We start from the raw sequence: 21422 nt of genomic DNA, 5'->3' as shown, positions 1-21422 counted from the left end.
CCCATGACCAAGAACACGCAGAACCCGCGGACGAGCACGGCCCCGCAGCCCGGGCCCGGCTCCGCCTTCGCGTACGCGCCCGCGCCGGAGTCCCGTTCCGTCGTCGACATCGCGCCCTCCTACGGCCTGTTCATCGACGGCGAGTTCACCGAGGCCGCCGACGGCCGGGTCTTCAAGACCGTCAGCCCGTCCACCGAGGAGGTGCTCTCCGAGGTCGCCCGGGCCGGTGAGGCGGACGTGGACCGCGCCGTGCGGGCCGCCCGCCGCGCCTTCGGCACGTGGTCGGCGCTGCCCGGCTCCGAGCGCGCCAAGTACCTGTTCCGCATCGCCCGGATCGTCCAGGAGCGCTCGCGCGAACTGGCCGTGCTGGAGACGCTGGACAACGGCAAGCCGATCAAGGAGACGCGCGACGCCGACCTCCCCCTGGTCGCCGCGCACTTCTTCTACTACGCCGGCTGGGCGGACAAGCTCTCGCACGCCGGCTACGGCCCGAACCCGCGCCCGCTCGGTGTGGCCGGCCAGGTCATCCCGTGGAACTTCCCGCTGCTGATGCTGGCGTGGAAGATCGCCCCGGCGCTGGCCGCGGGCAACACCGTGGTCCTCAAGCCCGCCGAGACCACACCGCTGTCGGCGCTGTTCTTCGCCGACATCTGCCGCCAGGCGGGACTGCCCAAGGGCGTCGTCAACATCCTCCCCGGCTACGGTGACGCCGGTGCCGCGCTCGTCGCGCACGAGGACGTGGACAAGGTCGCGTTCACCGGCTCCACCGGGGTCGGCAAGCAGATCGCCCGCGCCGTGGCCGGCACGAAGAAGAAGGTCACCCTCGAGCTGGGCGGCAAGGGCGCCAACATCGTCTTCGACGACGCCCCGGTCGACCAGGCCGTCGAGGGCATCGTCAACGGCATCTTCTTCAACCAGGGCCAGGTCTGCTGCGCCGGCTCCCGGCTGCTGCTCCAGGAGTCGGTGGCCGACGAGATGCTGGACGCGCTCAAGCGCCGGCTGTCGACGCTGCGCGTCGGCGACCCGCTGGACAAGAACACCGACGTCGGCGCCATCAACTCCGCCGAGCAGCTGGCGCGGATCACCGCGCTCGCCGACGCCGGCGAGGCCGAGGGCGCCGAGCGCTGGTCGCCCGCGTGCGAACTTCCCTCGTCCGGCTACTGGTTCGCGCCGACGCTGTTCACCGGTGTCACCCAGGCGCACCGCATCGCTCGCGAGGAGATCTTCGGCCCGGTGCTGTCGGTGCTGACCTTCCGCACCCCGGCCGAGGCCGTGGAGAAGGCCAACAACACCCCGTACGGCCTGTCGGCCGGCATCTGGACGGAGAAGGGCTCGCGCATCCTGTCGGTCGCGAACCAGCTCCGCGCGGGTGTGGTGTGGGCCAACACGTTCAACAAGTTCGACCCGACCTCGCCCTTCGGCGGCTACAAGGAGTCGGGCTTCGGCCGCGAGGGCGGCCGCCACGGTCTGGAGGGGTACCTCGATGTCTGAGAAGGCAGAGAAGTCGGACAAGGCGGACAAGGCGGAGAAGGCAGAGTCGGCACGGCTGTCCGTCTTCAAGACCTACAAGCTGTTCGTCGGGGGCAAGTTCCCCCGCAGCGAGAGCGGGCGGGTGTACGAGGTGACCGACTCCAAGGGCGATTGGCTCGCCAATGCCCCGCAGTCCTCGCGCAAGGACGCCCGTGACGCGGTCTCCGCCGCCCGCAAGGCCGTCGCCGGCTGGTCCGGCGCGACCGCGTACAACCGGGGCCAGGTCCTCTACCGCGTCGCGGAGATGCTGGAGGGCCGCCGGGACCAGTTCGTGCGCGAGGTCGCCGAGGCCGAGGGGCTGTCGAAGTCCAAGGCGGCCGCCGTGGTGGACGCCGCGATCGACCGCTGGGTCTGGTACGCGGGGTGGACGGACAAGATCGCCCAGGTCGTCGGCGGCGCCAACCCCGTGGCGGGGCCGTACTTCAACCTCTCCAGCCCCGAGCCCACCGGTGTCGTGGCGGTCCTCGCGCCGCAGGAGTCGTCCTTCCTCGGCCTGGTGTCGGTGATCGCCCCGGTGATCGCCACCGGCAACACGGCGGTCGTCGTCACGAGCGAGAAGGCCCCGCTGCCCGCGCTGTCGCTGGGCGAGGTGCTGGCCACCTCGGACGTGCCCGGCGGAGTGGTCAACCTGCTGTCCGGCCGGACGTCCGAGGTCGCGCCGACGCTCGCCTCGCACCAGGACGTCAACGCCATCGACCTCGCGGGCGCGGCGCACGACGCGGAACTGGCCCGGGAGCTGGAGGTGGCCGCCGCCGACAACCTGAAGCGGGTGCTGCGTCCACAGCCTGTGGACTGGTCGGCCGAACCCGGCACGGAGCGCATGACCGCGTTCCTGGAGACGAAGACCGTGTGGCACCCGGCGGGTGCGGGCGCGGGCTCCGGCTCCGCCTACTGAACCGGACTCCCCGGCGGCCCCTCCCGCCGCCGGGGAGCCCGTCGCACCACGGCCGCGCTCACCCGGCGCCCTCCGCCGCGCCGGCATCGCCCGTCGTCGTGCCGGCGAGTAACGAGACGAAGCGCTCGTACGCCGTCTGGCAGGTCGAGTACCGCTCGTAGGCGCGGGGCGAGACGGCCAGCGTGCGGCCCTGCGCGTCGCGCGCGGACCAGCACCAGCCGCTGCCGTCCCCGGGGGCGTGCAGCATCACACAGGTGAGGTTGTCGATCCCGCTCTTGAGGAGCGTGAAGTCCGCGAGACAGGCGACGGGATCCGGCCTGCTTTCGGCCGCCACCGCCACCACCCGGCCGTTGTATGCCTTCATGCGCCAGTGATGGCCCCCGTCCGGGGACCGCTCGACGCTCCACCGTGCCCCCGGCGCAGGTCCGCGGTCCCTGCGTGCCGCCATCACCTGTACCCCACCCCATCTCCCCGTCGGACCCGAGCCGCCGACCTGGCTGATCTCGGTTCGCGGAATGTAGTGGTCGGTGCGGCGCCGGACGCCCCATCGGTCCGAATACAGAAAGGGCTTCACACCGAAGTTGTCCCTCATTCACGCGGGACAGTTCGCCCCGCCTGACCGAAAATCGCTGGTCGGAGCGGGGCGAAGCGGAAACCCCAGTCGGTGGGGCCAGTGGGGCCAGTGGGGCCAGTGCGGTCAGTGCCCCTGGAGCTTGCGCACCAGGCCGCCGACGAGCGGCAGATCGGCGACCGAGCGGCTGTCGGCGACCGGCTTGGTGAGCATGGCGGTGGAGACCGGCTTGAAGTCGCTGACCTGCGAACCCACCGCGTTGTCCAGCGGGTTGACGCTGGTGCGCGCCAGCGGGTTGACCGGCAGGTAGTTGATGGTGCCGACGAGGGCCGACGCGGTCTCCTTGCCGGCCTTGTCGGAGCTTCCCTGCCCGTCGGGCTGCGCCGCGCCCGCCTGCGCCGTCCCGGCCACCGCGAGGGCGGCGACGGACGACACGGCGAGGGCTGCGGCGCGGAGAAGGGTACGGGGGAGCTGCGGCATCGAGAGTCCACCTGCCTGGTCGCTGAACCGGTGCCGGGCCGGGGACGCCGAAAGAGGCTCGCTCGCGGGCCGTCGGCCGTCTCCGTGCGCGACGATGTCGCCACGTACGGTATGCGGTTGAACATCACGCGTCCAAAACATGTCCCCGCGGGTCACTCCAAAGGCCGAATGCCTCACACTGGTGTTCCGTGAGCTCCCACCCCGCCGCCCGCGTGATCCTGCTGACCGGTCCCTCCGGGTCCGGCAAGTCCTCCCTCGCCGCCCGCACCGGACTGCCGATCCTCCGCCTGGACGACTTCTACAAGGAGGGCGACGACCCGACCCTGCCGCGGCTCGCGAGCGGCGCCGGCACCGACTGGGACTCGCCCGTCTCCTGGAACGCGGACGCCGCCCTCACCGCCGTCGCCGAACTGTGCGCGACCGGCCGGACCGAGGTCCCCGACTACGACATCTCCTCCAGCTCCGTCGTCGGCCGCACGGCGGTGGAGCTCGGCGGGGCACCGGTGTTCATCGCCGAGGGCATCTTCGCCGCCGACATCGTGGGGCGCTGCGCCGGTCTTGGGCTGCTCGCCGACGCCCTGTGCCTGAGCCGGGGAGCGGTCACCACCGCCCGCCGCCGCTTCGTGCGGGACCTGCGCGAGGGCCGCAAGTCGGTGCCCTTCCTGCTGCGCCGCGGCTGGAACCTGATGCGGGCCGAACGGCGCATCGTGGCACGGCACTCGGCGCTCGGGGCCTATGTGTGCGACCGGGACGAGGCGCTGGATCGGATCGCCGGTGCGCGATTCGCGCCGGTTCCCGTTCAGGTCTGAACGGATCGGCGCGCACGCCCGTACACATGCACGAGGGAGCGGTGCGCACGGACCCCCCGCCGTACGCAACCGCTCCCTCTCCCCCGTCCCCCCGCGGTGGAGCCCCCGCTCCCCCGATCCCCCCGGGGCTCCGCGGCGTCAGGCCACCAGCTCGCCGAACGCCCCTTCCTCGTCGACGCCCGCGCTGAGCGTCTGGTCCTCGCGCAGCCGGCGCAGGGAGCGCCAGATGCTGCTCTTCACCGTGCCGACGCTGATGCCGAGGATGTCGGCGATCTCCGGGTCGGTCCGGCCCTCGTAGTAGCGGAGCACCAGCATCGTGCGCTGGGTCTCCGGCAGCTTGGCGAGCGCCTGCCAGAGCACCGCGCGCAGCTCGGTGCCGCGCATCTCGTCGGAGTCGCCCACCGTCTCCGGCAGTTCCTCGGTCGGGTACTCGTTGAGCTTGCGGCGCCGCCAGGCGCTGATGTGCAGATTGGTCATGGTGCGGCGGAGGTAGCCCCCGACCGCCGCCTTGTCGCTGATCCGGTCCCAGGCCCGGTAGGTGGAGAACAGCGCGCTCTGCAGCAGGTCCTCCGCCTCGAACCGGTCACCGGTCAGGTGGTACGCGGTCGCGTACAGAGAGGCCCGGCGCTCCTGGACGTAGGCGGTGAAGTCCGCCTCCGCCGAGAGCCGCCGCTCCCCCTCGCCGCCCGTGGCCGGGCCGGCGAGATCCCCCGAGGCCCCCGTGGCCTCTCCGTACGCGACACCCCCGTGTCCCCCGTGACCGCCCTCGATCGCCGTGAAGTACGGCGGCCGGTTGCGGATCACCCCACGCCCGGCGCCACGCGCGCACCCCCGCCCGCCCGTGGCACCGGACTTCTCCACGCCCCGCCCCGCGGTGTGCACCGCGGCGGCCGGGCGAAGCTCCTCCCCACGGACCTGCTGGTGGGAGACGAGCGGGAGCGGCTGAAGTACTGCCGTCGTCGTGCTGTGCAGTGCGTTCATTTCGCGCCCCCGTGGGTGGAGCCTGCCTGGTGTCTGTCTCGGTCCGGCAGGGGCTCCCCCCAGGGATGCCCTCGCCGTGACCAATAGACTGCCGGGCCAGTTTCATGACGCTGTCCGCCGAGTGTCACAGGCCCGTCACAGACGCCACAGGTACCTTCCGCGGCCATCCTTGGTGGAGAATGCGGGCGTGCCTTTCCTGTTGCTGATCGAGGACGACGACGCCATCCGAGCGAGCCTCGAACTCGCCCTGTCGCGCCAAGGCCACCGAGTGGTGGCCGCGGCGACGGGCGAGGACGGGCTGAAGCTGCTGCGCGAACAGCGGCCGGACCTGATCGTGCTGGACGTCATGCTGCCCGGGATCGACGGTTTCGAGGTGTGCCGGCGCATCCGGCGGACCGACCAGCTGCCGATCATCCTGCTGACCGCCCGCAGCGACGACATCGACGTCGTCGTGGGCCTGGAGTCCGGTGCGGACGACTACGTCCTCAAACCGATCCAGCCGCGGGTGCTCGACGCCCGCATCCGCGCGGTGCTGCGCCGCGGCGAGCGCGACAGTTCCGACTCGGCGGCCTTCGGCAGCATCGTGATCGACCGGTCCGCGATGACCGTCACGAAGAACGGCGAGGACCTGCAACTGACCCCCACCGAACTGCGCCTGCTGCTGGAGCTCAGCCGCCGGCCCGGGCAGGCGCTGTCCCGGCAGCAGTTGCTGCGCCTGGTGTGGGAGCACGACTACCTCGGTGACTCGCGCCTGGTCGACGCCTGCGTGCAGCGGCTGCGCGCGAAGATCGAGGACGTGCCGTCGTCGCCCACCTTGATCCGTACCGTCAGAGGCGTCGGATACCGCCTGGACGCCCCGGCGTGAATCCAGGGCATCACGAGTACGCCGCCGAGGACGACGCCGCGGAGCAGCGGCTGAACGGCTGGCGATCACGACTGCTGCGGCTCACGAGCCTGCGGCTGCGCCTGGTGGTGGTCTTCGCCGCCGTGGCGCTGGCCGCCGCCGTGTCCGCCTCCGGCATCGCGTACTGGCTCAACCGCGACGCCGTGCTGACCCGCGCCCAGAACGCGGCGCTGAACGACTTCCGCGCCTCGATGACCCGCAACGCGGGGTCGCTGCCGCGCCATCCGTCCTGCGACAAGCTGGCCGAGGCGACCCGCAGCATCGGGTCGAGCACCCAGAACTACCAGGTCATCCTCATCGGCACCGGGCCGGACGGCGAGCGCTGCGCGACCAAGTCGAGCAGCGACGGCCTCTCCCTGGACGCGGTGCCGCCGTCGCTGCGCAAGGCCGTCGAGAAGCGCAACCCCAAGCAGGGCGACCCCGCCGAGTACCACCTGTACTGGCAGCGGATCACCCGCGGCGGCCAGCCCTACCTGGTGGGCGGCGCCAAGGTGATCGGGGGCGGCCCGACCGGCTACATGTTCAAGTCGCTGGAGGCCGAGCGCAAGGACCTCAACTCGCTGGCCTGGTCGCTCGGCATCGCGACCGCGCTCGCCCTGATCGGCGCCGCGCTGCTGGCGCAGGCCGCCGCCTCCACCGTGCTGCGGCCGGTGGCACGGCTCGGCGAGGCCGCCCGACGGCTCGGCGAGGGCAAGCTCGACACCCGGCTGCGCGTCACCGGCACCGACGAACTCGCCGAGCTGTCGCGGACGTTCAACCGCACCGCCGAGCGCCTGGAACGGCGCGTGGACGAGCTCAGCCAGCGCGAGGCGGCCAGCCGCCGCTTCGTCGCCGACATGTCGCACGAGCTGCGCACCCCGCTGACCGCGATCACCGCCGTCACCGAGGTGCTGGAGGACGAGGCGGACTCCCTCGACCCGATGATCGCCCCCGCGGTGCGGCTGGTGGTGAGCGAGACCAAGCGGCTGGGCGAGCTGGTGGAGAACCTCATGGAGGTCACCCGTTTCGACGCGGGCACCGCCCGGCTCGTCGAGGACGCGGTGGACGTCTCCGACATGGTCACCGCCTGCATCGACACCCGCGCCTGGCTCGACGCGGTCGAACTCGACGCCCCGCGCGGCATCATCGCCCGGCTCGACCCGCGCCGCCTGGACGTCATCCTGGCCAACCTGATCGGCAACGCCCTCAAGCACGGCGGCTCCCCGGTCCGGGTCAAGGTGCGGCAGGACGGCGACGAGCTGGTCGTGGAGGTCGCCGACAACGGCCCCGGCATCCCCGAGGACGTCCTGCCGCACGTCTTCGACCGGTTCTTCAAGGCCGACGCCTCCCGCGCCCGTTCCGAGGGCAGCGGCCTGGGCCTGTCGATCGCGCTGGAGAACGCGCACATCCACGGCGGCGGCATCACCGCGGCCAACGCCCCCGGCGGGGGCGCGGTCTTCACGCTGCGGCTGCCGATGGGCGGCGGGGACGACCTCGCCCCGGAGCCCGAGGAAGGGAACGTGAACACATGACGCAGCCGTTCCGGGGCACCGCCCCGTCGCCTGCGGCTCCGGGCGCCGCCCGCAGGTGGCGCGCCCCGCTCCTCGCCGTGGTGTGCGCGGCACTGGCGGCCGGCTGCGGCATCCGCACCACCTCCGTGCCGGTGGACGCGGGACCGGCGCCCTCGCGGGTGTCGTGCGCGGTCCCGGACAGCCCCCGGGCGACGACGGCGTCCGCCTCCGCCACGGTGTCGGCCTCCGCCTCGGCCTCGGTCTCCGCCTCCACCCCGGCGCCGGCGCCGTCCGCCGCGGAGTCCGTCGTCACCGTGTACCTGGTGTGCAGCTCGCAGGTCGCCGACGTGCACCGCGCGGTCGCCCTCGCCGGGCTGACCCGGCTCGGCACCGCCGTGGCGCTGCTGCGCGAACTCCAGCAACGCCTCGGGATGACCGAGGCGACCGCCGGCTTCGGCACCGCCGTGCAGGGCGACCTGGCCGTGGAGGGACCGCATCCCGGCGATCCGCGGGACGCGCTGCGGCTGAGCGCGCCGCTGTCGGAGCTGCCGCCGTTCGCGCTGGCGCAGGTGGTGTGCACCTATGCGGCCGATCCGTCGCTGTCCTCCGGCGGCTCGGTGGTGCTGGGGGGTTCCGACAACACCCAGGTGCGTCGTTACACCTGTACCAGCGACCTGCGCACGGACCCCGGCGCGGCCGAAACCGCTGGAACCGCCGTGAAGTGACGGACGTCCTTCCATTCGTGCGGCGCGACGGCTCTTCCCCGAAAGTGCGCGCGGTGGGCCTGGTACTCGCCGCGGTTCATCTGACTCTGGTGGGATGGATGCTGCTGCGACCGCAGTACGTCGCCTGGGTCGACGCGCCCAACCTGCGCCCCCTGGCGACGATCCGCACCGACCTCGCCCTGCCGCCCCTGGAGGCGTTCCGCGAACTGGGCGCGGGACTGGTGCTGCTCGCGCCGCTGGGGGTGCTGCTGCCCATGGCCGGGGGGCGGGTACGGGTCTCCGGGCCGGGTTCGTTCGCACGGACGGTCTTCGCCGGGCTGATGATCTCGCTGACCCTGGAGTTCATGCAGACCGGCGTGCCGGGTCAGATCTTCGACGTCGACGCCCTGCTGCTCAACACGGTGGGCGTCGCCCTGGCCCACCTCGCGGTCGTACCGGCCGCGCGCGCCTGGCTGCGGCGGCGCGGCGCGCGGGTCACGGCCCCCGGCGCGGCCGGTTCTCAGGGCCGGACCCCGAGGATTTCCAGGGTCGGAGTCGCCCCGTAGAGCGACGATTCGAGGTGGTATGCGCTTCTACGGTGGTGTCATCGGCCGGAGGGACCGGCCTGGAACTCCCGAAGGAGCACCCGCCATGTCCGCTCTGGTCCGCCCGCGTCACGGCCGGATGATCGCCGGGGTCTGCGCCGGGCTCGCCGACCGGTTCGGCACCTCGCACACCACGATGCGCGTGATCTTCCTGCTGTCCTGCCTCCTGCCCGGCCCGCAGTTCCTGCTCTACCTGGCGCTGTGGATCGTGCTGCCCGCCGAGGGGCGTCCCTCGGCCGCCCTGTAGCCGCCGGCGCCGCAATGCGTGAGGGCTGCACCCCCGGTCGGGGGTGCGGCCCTCACGTGCGGGCGGGGTCAGCCGCCGATGGGCAGGCCCTGCAGCGGGAGCTGCCCGATGGGGAGCTGCCCGATCGGCAGCTTGCCCAGCGGCAGACCGCCGAGCAGCGTGTTCACCGCCACGGGGGTGTTCTGCGCGCCCGGGACGACGCTGCCCGTCTTGGGCAGGTTGCCGGCGAGCGAGTCGAGCGGGACCGCCTGCGCGACCTGGTTGACCGGCAGGGAAGTGGCCGGCAGGTTCGGCACCTGGGGCAGGCCCATGTCGGTCGTCGACGGGGCGGCGGATGCGGCGCCCGCGGCGGCACCGACGAAGGCCACGCCCAGCGCGGCGGCACCGAGAGTCTTGACGGTTCCGGTCTTCATGGTTGCGATCCTCGTGATGGGGGAGATGGAGCGCCCGCCGCGTCGACACACGGGCCGTAACCGCGGGAATCCGGAACGTAGCGAGGCGGGGCACCCGGGCGCAAGCGGAGGCGCGCCGTCGCGCGGCGCGCCGTCGCCGCGCGGCGGGCCCGCGCCCGCCCCGCCGGCCACCGCCCGCCGGACGCGGAACCGCTGGCCGAGGGGGGTGCGGCGGACGCCGGACGGAACGGCCGCGCGGCCCTCGGCCTCCGCACACCCGGGCCGGCGGACGTCATCGATCATGGCCGGTCGTTCAGCGAAAGGGATGAACGCCGACTTCGTCGCGTTGACGGTCCGCATCGGAACTGCGGGGCACCGAGGCCGGATCGGAGTCCGTTCTATGCGCGTAGGAGTTAGAGTGCGGAAATGACGAGCCAGAGCGTGATCCCGAGTTCTGAGCAGATCCGGCGCGCGCCGAAGGTGCTGCTCCACGACCATCTGGACGGCGGCCTGCGGCCGGGGACGGTCGTCGACCTGGCCCGCGCCTCGGGCTACGAGGGGCTGCCGGAGGAGGACCCCGGCAAGCTCGGGGTGTGGTTCCGCGAGGCGGCCGATTCGGGGTCGCTGGAGCGGTACTTGGAGACGTTCTCGCACACGGTCGGCGTGATGCAGACGCGTGAGGCCCTGGTGCGGGTCGCCGCGGAGTGCGCCGAGGACCTCGCGGCCGACGGTGTGGTGTACGCGGAGGTGCGGTTCGCTCCGGAGCTGCACGTGGAGCGCGGCCTGGGCCTGGAGGAGGTCGTCGAGGCCGTCAACGAGGGCTTCCGGGAGGGGGAGCGGCGGGCCCGCGAGGACGGCCGCCGTATCCGGGTGGGGGCGCTGCTGACGGCGATGCGGCATGCGGCGCGTTCACAGGAGATCGCGGAACTGGCGATCCGGTACCGGGACGCGGGCGTGGTCGGCTTCGACATCGCGGGCGCCGAGGCGGGCTTCCCGCCCACCCGCCACCTGGACGCCTTCGAGTACCTGCAGCGGGAGAACTTCCACTTCACCATCCACGCGGGCGAGGGGTTCGGGCTGCCGTCGATCTGGCAGGCGCTCCAGTGGTGCGGCGCGGACCGGCTCGGCCACGGCGTCCGCATCATCGACGACATCGAGGTCGCCGACGACGGCTCGGTGCGACTGGGCCGGCTGGCGTCGTACGTGCGGGACAAGCGCATCCCGCTGGAGATGTGCCCGACCTCGAACCTCCAGACGGGCGCGGCGTCCTCGTACGAGGAGCACCCCATCGGGCTGCTGCGCCGGCTGCGGTTCCGGGTGACGGTGAACACCGACAACCGGCTGATGAGCGGGACGAGCATGAGCCGGGAGTTCGAGCACCTGGCGGCCGCGTTCGGGTACACGCTGCGGGACTTCGAGTGGTTCTCGATCAACGCGCTCAAGTCGGCCTTCATCCCGTTCGACGAGCGGCTGGCGCTGATCGACGAGGTGATCAAGCCGGGCTACTCGGCGCTGCGCAGCGAGTGGCTGTTCCAGGGGTGACGTGCCGGCCCGGGGCCGGGACGCGGACCGTCCCGGCCCCCGCGGGCGGCTACTCGCAGGCGACTCCGTCGCTGTCGCGGTCGAGCCCGCTGCGGTAGCCCGGGTCGCCCACGTGGAGCGGGGCGGCCCCGGCGGCGCGGGCCGCGGTGCAGTTCGCGTAGTAGGCGCTGCCGCCGCCTCCCCCGCTGTCGCTGCCACCACCGCCGGACCCGGAGGCGGCCTCGACGGTCCTGGTCACCGTCACCCGGGGCAGCGGCTTCGCCGTGACGGTCCTGGTCACCGTCGGGCCGGGCTCGGGGGACGCGGTGACGGTGGCCGTGGCCGTCGCGGTGACGGTGACCCTCGCCGTGACCGTCGGGGCGGCCTTCGCCGTCGCATTGGCCTGGCCGGCCTCGTTCCCCGTGGCCGCGGCGGTGATCACCACGGCGAACACGAACACCCCGATCCCCGCGAACCAGACGCGCTTGCGCCGGTGCAGCGGCCGGGAGTCCGGTACGCGCGGCGCCCCGGACGTGTCGTACGGATGCGTGGGCGGCCGGCCCCATCCCTGCTGCTGCGGCCCCTGTCCCCACCCCTGCGGCTGCTGCGGGCTGTTGCTCATTCGGTTGTCCCTCCCCATACCCCTGCGGACAGCGCTGTCCGCATGGCACCCGGCCGGGGCGTCGAACCCCAGCTCACGCTCCCGAAGGGACCGGGCGGCACGCGTGCCGGGGAACAACCGGGCGACACAAGGCCGCCACTCCCCCTTCACAGGAAGCACACAGTAGCGAGAGGCTACGACAACGGAAGGCGCCACCACCGGGTTTCGCGCGAACAAGGCGGCCGCGTCCGGGTTCCACCGGTACGTGACGCAATGCCGCGCCGGGCGGCCGTCCTCTCCGGAGGGCGGCGGACCCGGCACAGCCGTACGCGCGTAGAACTTGTGGATGATGCTGAATATTGACCTCCCGGCCAGGTCGTGCACACCTTCCCGTCTGCCATGGTTACGCCATGGCTTCGCAAGCTTTACCGGTGCGTGGTGCGCGGTTGGGAAAGAGAGTCACACCGGGGCTGACCCCGGCGGCACGGCGGGAATCGGACGACACGGTCCGGGCCGCCGTACTCGTGCTGCCCGGGGGCAGCGCGCTGAGCACGCGCCGGCGCTCGCCGGTGGCGGCCGCCGCCATGGTGCCCCTGGCCCGGCGGCTGGTACGGGCGGCAGGGCGCGGCGAGGGACTGGCCGTGCACGTCGTGCACTACCGCTTCCGCGGCTGGAACGGCGGTCACGCCCACCCCGCGCAGGACGCCGAGTGGGCCGTGGACGAGGTAGTGCAGCGCTACGGCGACGTGCCGGTGGCCCTGGTCGGCATGGACATGGGCGGCCGCGCGGCGCTGCGCGCGGCCGGGCACACGGCCGTCGACTCCGTGGTCGCGATAGCGCCCTGGCTGCCCGACGCGCTGGAGCCCGACCCCGTCAAGCAGTTGATCGGCCGTCACGTGATGATCGTGCACGGCACGAACGACCACTCCACCCACCCCGACCTGTCCTACCGGCTCGCCGAACGCGCCAAGAAGGTCAACCGGGACGTGTGCCGCTTCGAGGTCCACTCCGACGGCCACCTGCTGACCGAGCACCGCTCCGAAGTCTCCGCCCTGGCCGCCGACTTCGTCCTCGGGACGCTGCTGGGGCGGTCCTTCGCGCGTCCCGTCGCCGACGCGCTCGCCGCCCCTCCCCCGCTCGGCCTGCGCATGCCGCTGGCGGCGGGGTTCGGCCGCGCCCCGCTGCACTGAACAGGCCTCTCCCCGGCACCAAGAGCTGTCCCGGCGTTCGCCTGCGCGCCGTACGGACGTACGGCCGGTGTCAGGGGGGCGGGGGAGCATCGCGGCAGCCGGTGGAAAAGCGAGGTCCGTCATGTGTCTGCACCAGCCGCAATGCCCGTCCGCCGACGCTCCCGACCGCGAGGCGGCGCTGGCCACGGCGTCCCACAGCGAGCAGGGCTGGAGTCTGCTGTGCAACGGCGTCCTGCTCTTCGAGGACACCGGCGAGATCCTGCCCGACGGCCGGGTGGTCGATCCGCGCCGCCCGACGGACACGCTGCTCACCCCGGGATGAGCCTGCCGCGCCGCCCGATCAGGAACTTCTTGAAGGCCGCCACCGGCGCCGTGTCCGGGTGACCGCCGAGCCAGGCCACCCCGATCTCGCGCACCGCGCGCGGCGCCGTCACCGTCAGCTCCACCACACCGGGACGCGGCACCAGCGGCGGCGGCAGCAGTGCCACCCCCAGGCCCGCGGCGACCAGGCCGCGCAGCGTCTCGGTCTCCTCGCCCTCGAAGGCCACCCGCGGGGTGAACCCGGCCTCGGCGCACAGTGTGTCGGCGATCCGGCGCAGCCCGTAGCCCGGTTCGAGCGTGACGAAGAGTTCACCGGCGGCCTCCGCAAGCCGGATCCTGCGCCGTCCCGCGAGCCGGTGGCCGTCGGGGACGACCAGCCGCAGCCGCTGCTCGTCCAGCCGCCGGGTGACCAGATCGGGCGCGTCCGGCACCGGTGAGGTCAGGCACAGGTCCAGCTGACCCGCGCGCAGCCCGGCCAGCATCGCCTCGCTGTAGTTCTGCACGAGCTGGAAGCGCACCCGCGGGTGGTCGACGCGGAACTCGCGCAGCAGGGCCGGTACGGTCTCCGAGCCGAGGGTGTGCAGGAATCCGAAGGCGACGCGCCCGGTGGCCGGGTCGGCGCCGGCGCGTGCCGACTCCGCCGACCGCTCCACTTCCGCCAGCGCGCGCTCCACGGAGGCGAGGAAGCCCCGGCCGGCGGGGGTGAGCGACACGGTGCGCCCCTGGCGGGCGAAGAGCGTGACGCCCAGATCGATCTCCAGCCGGACCATGGCCCGGCTCAGTGTCGACTGGGGCATGCCCAGCTCACGCGCCGCCCGTGTCACGTGCTCGTGCCGCGCGACCGCCGCGAACTGCGCGAGCCGGGGCGCGAGTACGGCCGCCCAGGAGGCGCTGTCCAGCTCCGCGCGCATGTCGCTCGCGTCACTCGGCGACGGAACCGGAGCCGTTGACCTCGCTTCATGCGTCATGGGAACGATTATGGCCAGTCCGTGCATTGGACGCATGAAACGGGCCGGTCCTAGCGTGGGGGACATGCCTCCTGCCGATACAGGGGCGTCCGCCGTGACACGGCCGGACGCCGCCTCCGCCACCGCCTCCGCCACCGCTCTCCGTCCGGGCGGACCCGGCTACCGCCGCGCCAATGCGGCGCTGTTCGCCGCCGGTCTCGCGACGTTCGCCCTGCTCTACTCGACGCAGGCCCTGCTCCCCGCGCTCTCCGCCGGCCTCTCCCTCACCCCGGCGCAGTCCAGCCTCACCGTCTCCGCCACGACCGCGGCACTCGCGCTGGCCCTGCTGCCGGTGAGCGCGCTCAGCGAGAAGTACGGCCGTACGGCGGTGATGACGGCCTCGGTGTTCAGCGCCTCCGCACTCGCCCTGGTCATCCCCTTCGCCCCGGACCTCACCACGCTCGTCGTGCTGCGCGCCGTGCAGGGCGTGGCGCTGGCCGGACTGCCCGCGACGGCGATGGCGTACCTCGCCGAGGAGATCCACCCCAAGGCGGTGGCCTCCGCGATCGGCCTGTACGTGGCGGGCAACAGCATCGGCGGGATGAGCTCCCGGGTCCTGACCGGCGCCGTCGCCCAGGCCTTCGGGTGGCGCACCGCGCTGTTCGCCGCCGGAGCCATGGCGCTGCTGTGCGCCGCCGCCTTCCGCGTGCTGATCCCGCCCGCCCGCAACTTCCGTCCCGGGCCGGTCAATCCGGCGGCCCTCCTGCGTACCGTCGGGCACCATCTGCGCACGCCGCTGCTGCGCCGTCTGTACGTCATCGGGCTGCTCTTCATGGCGGTCTTCGGCGCCGTCTACAACGTCCTGGGCTACCGGCTCGGGGAGGCGCCGTTCGGCCTCTCCCAGACCGCCATCGGCCTCATCTTCCTGGTGTACCTGGTCGGTACCGCCGCCTCCGCGGCCTCGGGTGTGCTGCACGGCCGCATCGGCCGCCGCGGCGCCCTGTACGTCGCCGCGGGCCTGGTGACCACAGGCCTGCTGCTGAGCCTCGCGGGCTCCCTCGCCGCCGTGCTCACCGGCCTCGTGCTGATCACCGCCGGCTTCTTCACCGGCCACGCGATCGCCTCGGGCGCCGTCAGCCGCACGGCCACCACCGGCCGCGCCCAGGCCTCCGCCCTCTATCTGACGGCGTACTACATCGGCAACAGCCTCGGCGGCACCCTGGGCGCCTCCGCCTTCCACTCCGCCGGCTGGGACGGCACGGTGGTCCTCTGCCTCGCCGCGGTCCTGGGCGTCGCCGCGATCACCCTCCATGCCACGCGGCGTGCCGTGGCCGAGCACCGCGGCCGGGCGCTGCGCACCGCCGGCTGAGCGGCGCACCCCACGCGGAGGGGAGCGGAGGGGAAGAGAGCGGGACCGGTGGACGTCCACCGGTCCCGCTCCCTGCGCCGCACGGGCGTGACCGTCAGGCGATGCGGTCCAGCACGATCGGGCGCGGCGTGAACGCCGTGCCCTCGGGGGAGATCTCGACGCCGCCGGCCAGGGCCGCCAGGGCGTAGTCGAACTTCTCCGGGGTGTCGGTGTGCAGGGTCAGCAGCGGCTGGCCCTGCGTGACCGCGGCACCCGGCTTGGCGTGGATCTCCACGCCCGCCCCGGCCTGCACGGGGTCCTCCTTGCGCGCGCGGCCGGCGCCCAGGCGCCAGGCGGCGACGCCGACGGCGTAGGCGTCCAGGCCGGTGAGCACGCCGGAGCGCTCGGCGGTGACCACGTGCCGCTCGCGCGCGACGGGCAGTGCCGCGTCCGGGTCGCCGCCCTGGGCGGCGACCATGCGGCGCCACACGTCCATGGCGGAGCCGTCGGCCAGCGCCTTGACCGGGTCGGCGTCCGTCAGGCCGGCCGCGTCGAGCATCTCGCGGGCCAGGGCGAGGGTCAGCTCGACCACGTCGGCCGGGCCGCCGCCCGCCAGGACCTCGACGGACTCGCGGACCTCCAGGGCGTTGCCCGCGGTGAGGCCCAGCGGGGTCGCCATGTCGGTGAGCAGGGCGACGGTGCGCACACCGTGGTCGGTGCCCAGGCCCACCATCGTGGAGGCCAGCTCGCGGGCGTCCTCCAGGTTCTTCATGAAGGCGCCGGAGCCGACCTTGACGTCCAGGACGAGCGAACCCGTGCCCTCGGCGATCTTCTTCGACATGATCGAGGAGGCGATCAGCGGGATCGCCTCGACGGTGCCGGTCACGTCGCGCAGCGCGTACAGCTTCTTGTCGGCCGGGGCGAGGCCGTCGCCGGCCGCGCAGATGACCGCGCCGGTGTCGCCCAGGACCCGCAGCATCTCCTCGTTGGACAGCAGCGCCCGCCAGCCGGGGATGGACTCCAGCTTGTCCAGGGTGCCGCCGGTGTGACCCAGGCCCCGGCCGGACAGCTGGGGCACGGCGGCACCGCAGGCGGCCACGAGGGGCGCGAGCGGCAGCGTGATCTTGTCGCCGACGCCGCCGGTGGAGTGCTTGTCCGCGGTGGGGCGCGGCAGCGAGGAGAAGTCCATGCGCTCGCCGCTGTTGATCATCGCCGCGGTCCAGCGGGCGATCTCGGCCCGGTCCATGCCGTTGAGCAGGATCGCCATGGCGAGCGCGGACATCTGCTCGTCGGCGACCTCACCCTTGGTGTAGGCGTCGATGACCCAGTCGATCTGCTCGTCGTCGAGGCGGCCGCCGTCGCGCTTGGTGCGGATGACGGAAATGGCGTCCATGATTCACGTACCTTCTTAACGGTTGGTCAGATCGTCCGGGCCGAACGCGTCGGGCAGGACGTCCCGCATGGTGCGGATGCCGTCCGACATCTCGACCAGCAGATCGGGGCCGCCGTGCTCCCACAGCAACTGGCGGCAGCGGCCGCACGGCATCAGCTGGTCGCCGTTGCGGTCGACGCAGGTGAACGCGGTGAGCCGGCCGCCTCCCGTCGCGTGCAGCAGCGAGACCAGCCCGCACTCGGCGCACAGGCCGAGGCCGTAGCTGGCGTTCTCCACATTGCACGCGGCGATGACACGGCCGTCGTCGACCAGGGCGGCCGCACCCACCGGGAAGTGGGAGTAGGGCACATAGGCCCGGGACATGGCGTCCCGGGCCTGTGCCCGCAGGTGCTCCCAGTCGACCCCCGCGGGGTCGACCGGGCCCGCGGTGGCGGTCACTTTCCTTGACCCTTTCGGTAGCGCATACCGTCAGCCTTGGGCATGCGCAGGCGTTGCGCCGACAGGGAGAGCACCAGCAGGGTGACGACGTACGGGGTCGCGCCGACGAACTCGGCCGGGACCTCGTCGGTGACCAGGTACCAGACCAGCACCAGCGCGCCGACGGCCAGGCTGGCCACGCCCTGCCACACGTGCCGCTTCCACAGCTTCCAGGCGCCGAGCAGCACGACCAGGATCACCAGGAGCAGCAGCAGCGCGTGGACGGTGGGACCGCCGTTGCGCAGCTGGAGCGCGTCGGAGTAGCCGAACAGCCCGGCGCCGGCGGCGAGTCCGCCCACCCGCCAGTTGCCGAAGATCATAGCGGCGAGACCGATGTAGCCGCGGCCGCCGGTCTGGCCCTCCAGGTAGATGTGCGTGGGCACCATCGCCAGGAAGGCGCCGCCGAGGCCGGCCAGGGCACCGGAGACGATCACGGCGACGTACTTGTACAGGTACACGTTCACGCCGAGCGACTCGGCGGCCACCGGGTTCTCACCGGCCGACCGCAGCCGCAGCCCGAAGGCCGTGCGCCACAGCAGGTAGAAGCTGCCGACGAACAGCACGGCGGCGATGATCGTCAGCGCCGAGACATCGGTGACCAGGCCGCCGATGACACCCGCGAGGTCGGAGACGAAGAACCAGCCGTGCTTCTCGATGCCGGCCAGCCAGTCGGACAGCCCGGGGATGTCGAACGACGGCAGGGAGTCGACCGGCGGGGACTGCTTGGGGTTGCCGCCCTTGGCCGCCGCCTCGCCGTTGGTGAACCACAGCTTGGCGAGGTACTGCGTCGCGCCCAGTGCCAGGATGTTGATCGCGACACCGGAGATGATGTGGTCGACGCCGAAGGTGACCGTGGCGACGGCGTGGACCAGACCGCCGACCGCACCGCCGACGACACCGGCGAGGACGCCGATCCAGGGGTTGGTCTGCCAGCCGGCCCAGGCACCGAAGAAGGTGCCGAGGATCATCATGCCCTCGAGGCCGATGTTGACCACGCCGGAGCGCTCGGACCACAGACCGGCCAGACCGGCCAGGCCGATCGGCACGGCGAGCCCGAGGGCCGCGGTGATCTGGCCCTGCGCGGTGAGCTGGTCCTGGCCCGTGACGATCCGCACGACCGACACCAGCGCGAGCGCGCCGGCGATGACCAGCAGGATCATCGGGAAGGAGAGGCGGACCTTGCGGCCCTTGGTGCCGGCCGCCTTGGGAGCCGCGGGCGGCGGGGTGTGGGTCGTCGTGGCGGTCACGCCGTCACCTCCGTCTTGGTGCGGGCCTGGGCGGCGAGCTGCTCGCCGACCTTCTGCTGCTGCCGCTTGAGGCCGTAGCGGCGCACGAGCTCGTAGGCGATGACGACGCACAGGACGATGACGCCCTGCATGACGCCGACGATCTCCTTGTCGTAGCCGTCGAACTCCAGGCGGCCGGAGCCGCGCTCCAGGAAGCCCCACAGCAGCGCGGCCAGCGCGACACCGACCGGGTTGTTGCGGCCCAGCAGCGCCACCGAGATGCCGGTGAAGCCGATGCCGGCCGGGAAGAGGTCGGCGCCGTAGGCGTGCACGTCGTTCAGCAGCAGCGGCAGACCGGTCAGGCCGGCCAGGCCGCCCGAGATCAGCATGCTGATGACCACCATGCGCTTGACGCTGACACCGCTCGCGGTGGCCGCGCTCTCGGACATCCCGACGCTGCGCAGGTCGAAGCCGAAGCGGGTGCGGCCCAGCACGAACCAGTAGCCGACTCCGATGATCACGGCGAGGACGACGAAGCCGTAGATCTGGCCGATGTCCTCGCCCATGTCGAAGTTGAACAGGTGGCCGGAGGAGGGCAGCGGCGTGGTCGACACCGAGGTCTGCGCCTTGTCGAGATGGCCGAGCCGGCCGGCCTTGAGGAAGTAGCCGACGATGGACAGCGCGATCGCGTTCAGCATGATGGTCGCGATGACCTCGCTGACCCCGCGGGTGGTCTTCAGGACACCCGCGATGCCGGCCCACACGCCGCCGACCACCATGGCCACCACGATGATCAGCGGGATCTGCAGGAAGCTCGGCAGGGTCACCGCGCCGCCGATCGCGGCGGCGAAGAAGACGCCCAGCCGGTACTGGCCCTCGACGCCGATGTTGAACAGGTTCATGCGGAAGCCGACGGCGACCGCGATACCCGCGATGTAGTAGGTGGTCGCCTTGTTGATGATCTCGACCTGGCTGTCGCTCTTGAAGCCGTAGTCGATCATCGTGCCGAAGGCCCCGAAGGGCTCCTTGCCGGTGGCCAGCAGCACGAGCGCGGTGATCACGAACGAGGCGACGATCGCCAGCACGGGGGCGGCGACACCGAGGAGCAGCCGCTCCTTGTCGATCTTCTTCATCGGTCCTCTCCCCCGTGCGCGGCGTCGCCGTTCTCGTGCTCGAGATGGCCGGCGGCGGCGCCGGTCATCGCGGAGCCCAGCTCCTCCGGGGTGATGGTGGCGGGGTCGGCGTCGGCGACCAGGCGGCCGCGGTACATGACGCGCAGGGTGTCGGACAGGCCGATCAGCTCGTCCAGGTCCGCGGAGATCAGCAGCACGGCCAGGCCCTCGCGGCGGGCCTCGCGGATCTGGTCCCAGATCTGGGCCTGGGCACCGACGTCCACACCCCGGGTGGGGTGCGCGGCGATCAGCAGCCGCGGCTGGTGGCTCATCTCCCGGCCGACGATCAGCTTCTGCTGATTGCCGCCGGACAGCGACGCGGCGGTGACCTCGATACCGGGGGTGCGGACGTCGTACTCGCGCACGATCCGCTCGGTGTCGCGGCGCGCCGCGGCCGGGTCCAGCAGGCCGCCCTTGCTGTTGGGGCGCTCGGTGACGTGGCCGAGGATGCGGTTCTCCCAGAGCGGGGCCTCCAGCAGCAGCGCGTGCCGGTGGCGGTCCTCGGGGATGTAGCCGATGCCGTCCTCGCGGCGCTTGCGCGTCGGGAGGCCGGTGATGTCGGTGGTGCCGAGGGTGATCCGGCCCGCGTCGGGCGGGAGGATGCCCATGATCGCCTCGACCAGTTCCGCCTGGCCGTTGCCCTCGACACCGGCGATGCCCAGGACCTCGCCCTTGTGGATGGTCAGGGAGATCCGGTCCAGGACGACACGCTCGACGCCCTCCAGGTCGGTCTCCGACAGGTGCAGACCGTCCAGGGTCAGCATCGGGACGTCCGTGACCGTGGACTCGCGGGTCTCCGGCGACGGCAGCTCGCTGCCCACCATGAGCTCCGCGAGCTGCTTGGGCGTGGTGCTCTTCGGGTCGGCCGAACCGACCGTGGTGCCGCGCCGGATGACCGTGATCTCGTCCGCGACGGAGAGCACCTCGCCGAGCTTGTGCGAGATGAAGATGACGGTGAGGCCCTCGGCCTTCAGACCGCGCAGGTTGTCGAAGAGCGCGTCGACCTCCTGCGGGACCAGGACCGCCGTCGGCTCGTCGAGGATGAGCGTACGGGCGCCTCGGAAGAGGACCTTGAGGATCTCGACACGCTGACGGTCGGCGACACCGAGGTCCTCCACCAGGACGTCCGGCCGCACTCCGAGGCCGTAGGCGTCCGAGATCTCCTTGATCCTGGCACGGGCGCGGCCGCCGATGCCGTGGAGCTTCTCGCTGCCGAGCACGACGTTCTCGAGGACCGTCAGGTTGTCGGCGAGCATGAAGTGCTGGTGCACCATGCCGATGCCGCGGGCGATGGCGTCGCCCGGGTCGTGGAAGGTGACGTTCTCGCCGTCGACGGTGATGGTGCCCTCGTCCGGCTTCTGCATGCCGTAGAGGATCTTCATCAGGGTCGACTTGCCGGCGCCGTTCTCACCCACGAGGGCGTGCACGGTGCCTCGGCGGACGGTGATGTCGATGTCGTGGTTGGCCACGACACCCGGAAATCGCTTGGTGATGCCGCGCAGTTCGACGGCATGGGGACTGGGGGGGCTGGACGCGTTGATGACGCACTCTCCTCGCGGAAAAGAGCGGGGCGGGGCGGGTGTGGCGAACGTACCGCGAGGAAAAAGCTCTATGCGCG

The 21422-nt window shown here is 72.4% G+C and carries 23 protein-coding genes; 12 read left to right on the top strand and 11 right to left on the bottom strand.

The window, feature by feature from the left end:
• The first annotated feature begins 3 nt into the window (after positions 1–3).
• The gene (locus ACIP9H_RS08785; protein ID WP_401580962.1) at positions 4–1491 is read left to right on the top strand and encodes an aldehyde dehydrogenase family protein; all 1488 of its coding nucleotides are present in this window, start codon (positions 4–6) and stop codon (positions 1489–1491) included.
• Positions 1484–2425, top strand: coding sequence for an aldehyde dehydrogenase family protein (locus tag ACIP9H_RS08780; protein WP_401580964.1), 942 nt, complete (start codon positions 1484–1486; stop codon positions 2423–2425). The genes ACIP9H_RS08785 and ACIP9H_RS08780 overlap by 8 nt, the downstream gene beginning before the upstream one ends.
• 58 nt (positions 2426–2483) lie before the next feature.
• Here the strand turns inward: ACIP9H_RS08780 and ACIP9H_RS08775 are convergent, their stop codons facing one another.
• Positions 2484–2789, bottom strand: coding sequence for a hypothetical protein (locus ACIP9H_RS08775; protein WP_401958356.1), 306 nt, complete (start codon positions 2787–2789; stop codon positions 2484–2486).
• Between the two features lie 333 nt (positions 2790–3122).
• Positions 3123–3476 (bottom strand): hypothetical protein, encoded by a 354-nt coding sequence (locus tag ACIP9H_RS08770; RefSeq protein ID WP_401580968.1) that lies wholly within the window; start codon positions 3474–3476, stop codon positions 3123–3125.
• 188 nt (positions 3477–3664) lie between these two features.
• Here ACIP9H_RS08770 and ACIP9H_RS08765 point away from each other — a divergent pair, with 188 nt between their 5' ends.
• The gene (locus ACIP9H_RS08765) at positions 3665–4285 is read left to right on the top strand and encodes a uridine kinase (protein ID WP_401580970.1); all 621 of its coding nucleotides are present in this window, start codon (positions 3665–3667) and stop codon (positions 4283–4285) included.
• A gap of 138 nt (positions 4286–4423) precedes the next feature.
• On the opposite strand, the gene ACIP9H_RS08760 is transcribed toward ACIP9H_RS08765, so the two are convergent.
• Positions 4424–5266 (bottom strand): SigE family RNA polymerase sigma factor, encoded by an 843-nt coding sequence (locus tag ACIP9H_RS08760; RefSeq protein WP_401580971.1) that lies wholly within the window; start codon positions 5264–5266, stop codon positions 4424–4426.
• A gap of 187 nt (positions 5267–5453) precedes the next feature.
• On the opposite strand from ACIP9H_RS08760, the gene ACIP9H_RS08755 reads away from it, so the two are divergent.
• The 5 genes from ACIP9H_RS08755 to ACIP9H_RS08735 all read left to right on the top strand — a co-directional run bounded on the left by ACIP9H_RS08755 (position 5454) and on the right by ACIP9H_RS08735 (position 9216).
• Positions 5454–6131, top strand: a complete 678-nt coding sequence (locus ACIP9H_RS08755) for a response regulator transcription factor (RefSeq protein ID WP_319658662.1) — start codon at positions 5454–5456, stop codon at positions 6129–6131.
• Entirely contained in the window at positions 6128–7681 is a 1554-nt protein-coding gene (locus tag ACIP9H_RS08750; protein WP_401580973.1) for an ATP-binding protein, read from the top strand. Before ACIP9H_RS08755 ends, ACIP9H_RS08750 begins: the two co-directional genes overlap by 4 nt.
• Positions 7678–8385 carry a hypothetical protein gene (locus ACIP9H_RS08745; protein WP_401958352.1) on the top strand — a complete coding sequence of 236 codons (708 nt, stop codon included), beginning with the start codon at positions 7678–7680 and terminating at the stop codon, positions 8383–8385. The genes ACIP9H_RS08750 and ACIP9H_RS08745 overlap by 4 nt, the downstream gene beginning before the upstream one ends.
• 53 nt (positions 8386–8438) lie before the next feature.
• Positions 8439–8930 carry a VanZ family protein gene (locus tag ACIP9H_RS08740; RefSeq protein ID WP_401958349.1) on the top strand — a complete coding sequence of 164 codons (492 nt, stop codon included), beginning with the start codon at positions 8439–8441 and terminating at the stop codon, positions 8928–8930.
• A gap of 85 nt (positions 8931–9015) precedes the next feature.
• Positions 9016–9216, top strand: coding sequence for a PspC domain-containing protein (locus ACIP9H_RS08735; RefSeq protein WP_360902029.1), 201 nt, complete (start codon positions 9016–9018; stop codon positions 9214–9216).
• Positions 9217–9284: 68 nt separating this feature from the next.
• Here ACIP9H_RS08735 and ACIP9H_RS08730 read toward each other — a convergent pair whose 3' ends face one another.
• Entirely contained in the window at positions 9285–9629 is a 345-nt protein-coding gene (locus ACIP9H_RS08730) for an ATP-binding protein (protein ID WP_401580978.1), read from the bottom strand.
• Positions 9630–10034: 405 nt separating this feature from the next.
• Between ACIP9H_RS08730 and ACIP9H_RS08725 the strand changes: the two genes are divergently transcribed.
• Complete coding sequence (locus ACIP9H_RS08725) at positions 10035–11150, top strand: adenosine deaminase (RefSeq protein ID WP_401580980.1); 1116 nt, start codon at positions 10035–10037, stop codon at positions 11148–11150.
• A gap of 49 nt (positions 11151–11199) precedes the next feature.
• Here the strand turns inward: ACIP9H_RS08725 and ACIP9H_RS08720 are convergent, their stop codons facing one another.
• Entirely contained in the window at positions 11200–11751 is a 552-nt protein-coding gene (locus tag ACIP9H_RS08720) for an excalibur calcium-binding domain-containing protein (protein WP_401580982.1), read from the bottom strand.
• A gap of 389 nt (positions 11752–12140) precedes the next feature.
• Between ACIP9H_RS08720 and ACIP9H_RS08715 the strand changes: the two genes are divergently transcribed.
• Both ACIP9H_RS08715 and ACIP9H_RS08710 read left to right on the top strand, forming a co-directional pair.
• Positions 12141–12920 carry a dienelactone hydrolase family protein gene (locus ACIP9H_RS08715; RefSeq protein WP_401580984.1) on the top strand — a complete coding sequence of 260 codons (780 nt, stop codon included), beginning with the start codon at positions 12141–12143 and terminating at the stop codon, positions 12918–12920.
• Positions 12921–13041: 121 nt separating this feature from the next.
• Entirely contained in the window at positions 13042–13242 is a 201-nt protein-coding gene (locus ACIP9H_RS08710; protein ID WP_360902044.1) for a DUF5999 family protein, read from the top strand.
• Here the strand turns inward: ACIP9H_RS08710 and ACIP9H_RS08705 are convergent.
• Complete coding sequence (locus ACIP9H_RS08705) at positions 13229–14209, bottom strand: LysR family transcriptional regulator (RefSeq protein WP_401580985.1); 981 nt, start codon at positions 14207–14209, stop codon at positions 13229–13231. The genes ACIP9H_RS08710 and ACIP9H_RS08705 overlap by 14 nt on opposite strands.
• 64 nt (positions 14210–14273) lie before the next feature.
• Between ACIP9H_RS08705 and ACIP9H_RS08700 the strand changes: the two genes are divergently transcribed.
• Positions 14274–15557, top strand: coding sequence for an MFS transporter (locus ACIP9H_RS08700; protein WP_401580987.1), 1284 nt, complete (start codon positions 14274–14276; stop codon positions 15555–15557).
• Between the two features lie 94 nt (positions 15558–15651).
• Here the strand turns inward: ACIP9H_RS08700 and ACIP9H_RS08695 are convergent, their stop codons facing one another.
• Genes ACIP9H_RS08695 through ACIP9H_RS08675 form a run of 5 tightly spaced genes read right to left on the bottom strand, consistent with a single transcriptional unit; the run spans position 15652 to position 21345 of the window.
• Positions 15652–16929: a thymidine phosphorylase gene (locus tag ACIP9H_RS08695; RefSeq protein WP_401580989.1), complete on the bottom strand. Its 1278-nt coding sequence runs from the start codon at positions 16927–16929 to the stop codon at positions 15652–15654.
• A gap of 15 nt (positions 16930–16944) precedes the next feature.
• Positions 16945–17367, bottom strand: a complete 423-nt coding sequence (locus ACIP9H_RS08690; RefSeq protein WP_401580991.1) for a cytidine deaminase — start codon at positions 17365–17367, stop codon at positions 16945–16947.
• On the bottom strand, positions 17364–18653 hold the full coding sequence (locus ACIP9H_RS08685) for an ABC transporter permease (RefSeq protein ID WP_401580993.1): 1290 nt from the start codon (positions 18651–18653) through the stop codon (positions 17364–17366). The genes ACIP9H_RS08690 and ACIP9H_RS08685 overlap by 4 nt, the downstream gene beginning before the upstream one ends.
• Complete coding sequence (locus ACIP9H_RS08680; RefSeq protein ID WP_401580995.1) at positions 18650–19765, bottom strand: ABC transporter permease; 1116 nt, start codon at positions 19763–19765, stop codon at positions 18650–18652. Before ACIP9H_RS08680 ends, ACIP9H_RS08685 begins: the two co-directional genes overlap by 4 nt.
• Positions 19762–21345: an ABC transporter ATP-binding protein gene (locus ACIP9H_RS08675; protein ID WP_401581171.1), complete on the bottom strand. Its 1584-nt coding sequence runs from the start codon at positions 21343–21345 to the stop codon at positions 19762–19764. The genes ACIP9H_RS08680 and ACIP9H_RS08675 overlap by 4 nt, the downstream gene beginning before the upstream one ends.
• Between the last annotated feature and the right edge of the window lie 77 nt (positions 21346–21422).

The sequence above is a fragment of the Streptomyces sp. NPDC088732 genome (genome assembly GCF_044751205.1).
Lineage (GTDB): Bacteria > Actinomycetota > Actinomycetes > Streptomycetales > Streptomycetaceae > Actinacidiphila.
Note: the sequence above shows the minus strand (reverse complement) of the source record. Positions and strands in the feature narration are given on the sequence as shown.

Excerpts from the sequence above, each read along its gene's own strand:
- ACIP9H_RS08785 (WP_401580962.1), top strand. The coding sequence starts at position 4 with ATGACCAAGAACACGCAGAACCCGCGGACGAGCACGGCCCCGCAGCCC.
- ACIP9H_RS08780 (WP_401580964.1), top strand. The coding sequence starts at position 1,484 with ATGTCTGAGAAGGCAGAGAAGTCGGACAAGGCGGACAAGGCGGAGAAG.
- ACIP9H_RS08775 (WP_401958356.1), bottom strand. The coding sequence starts at position 2,789 with ATGAAGGCATACAACGGCCGGGTGGTGGCGGTGGCGGCCGAAAGCAGG.
- ACIP9H_RS08770 (WP_401580968.1), bottom strand. The coding sequence starts at position 3,476 with ATGCCGCAGCTCCCCCGTACCCTTCTCCGCGCCGCAGCCCTCGCCGTG.
- ACIP9H_RS08760 (WP_401580971.1), bottom strand. The coding sequence starts at position 5,266 with ATGAACGCACTGCACAGCACGACGACGGCAGTACTTCAGCCGCTCCCG.
- ACIP9H_RS08745 (WP_401958352.1), top strand. The coding sequence starts at position 7,678 with ATGACGCAGCCGTTCCGGGGCACCGCCCCGTCGCCTGCGGCTCCGGGC.
- ACIP9H_RS08735 (WP_360902029.1), top strand. The coding sequence starts at position 9,016 with ATGTCCGCTCTGGTCCGCCCGCGTCACGGCCGGATGATCGCCGGGGTC.
- ACIP9H_RS08730 (WP_401580978.1), bottom strand. The coding sequence starts at position 9,629 with ATGAAGACCGGAACCGTCAAGACTCTCGGTGCCGCCGCGCTGGGCGTG.
- ACIP9H_RS08725 (WP_401580980.1), top strand. The coding sequence starts at position 10,035 with ATGACGAGCCAGAGCGTGATCCCGAGTTCTGAGCAGATCCGGCGCGCG.
- ACIP9H_RS08720 (WP_401580982.1), bottom strand. The coding sequence starts at position 11,751 with ATGAGCAACAGCCCGCAGCAGCCGCAGGGGTGGGGACAGGGGCCGCAG.
- ACIP9H_RS08715 (WP_401580984.1), top strand. The coding sequence starts at position 12,141 with ATGGCTTCGCAAGCTTTACCGGTGCGTGGTGCGCGGTTGGGAAAGAGA.
- ACIP9H_RS08710 (WP_360902044.1), top strand. The coding sequence starts at position 13,042 with ATGTGTCTGCACCAGCCGCAATGCCCGTCCGCCGACGCTCCCGACCGC.
- ACIP9H_RS08705 (WP_401580985.1), bottom strand. The coding sequence starts at position 14,209 with ATGACGCATGAAGCGAGGTCAACGGCTCCGGTTCCGTCGCCGAGTGAC.
- ACIP9H_RS08700 (WP_401580987.1), top strand. The coding sequence starts at position 14,274 with ATGCCTCCTGCCGATACAGGGGCGTCCGCCGTGACACGGCCGGACGCC.
- ACIP9H_RS08695 (WP_401580989.1), bottom strand. The coding sequence starts at position 16,929 with ATGGACGCCATTTCCGTCATCCGCACCAAGCGCGACGGCGGCCGCCTC.
- ACIP9H_RS08680 (WP_401580995.1), bottom strand. The coding sequence starts at position 19,765 with ATGAAGAAGATCGACAAGGAGCGGCTGCTCCTCGGTGTCGCCGCCCCC.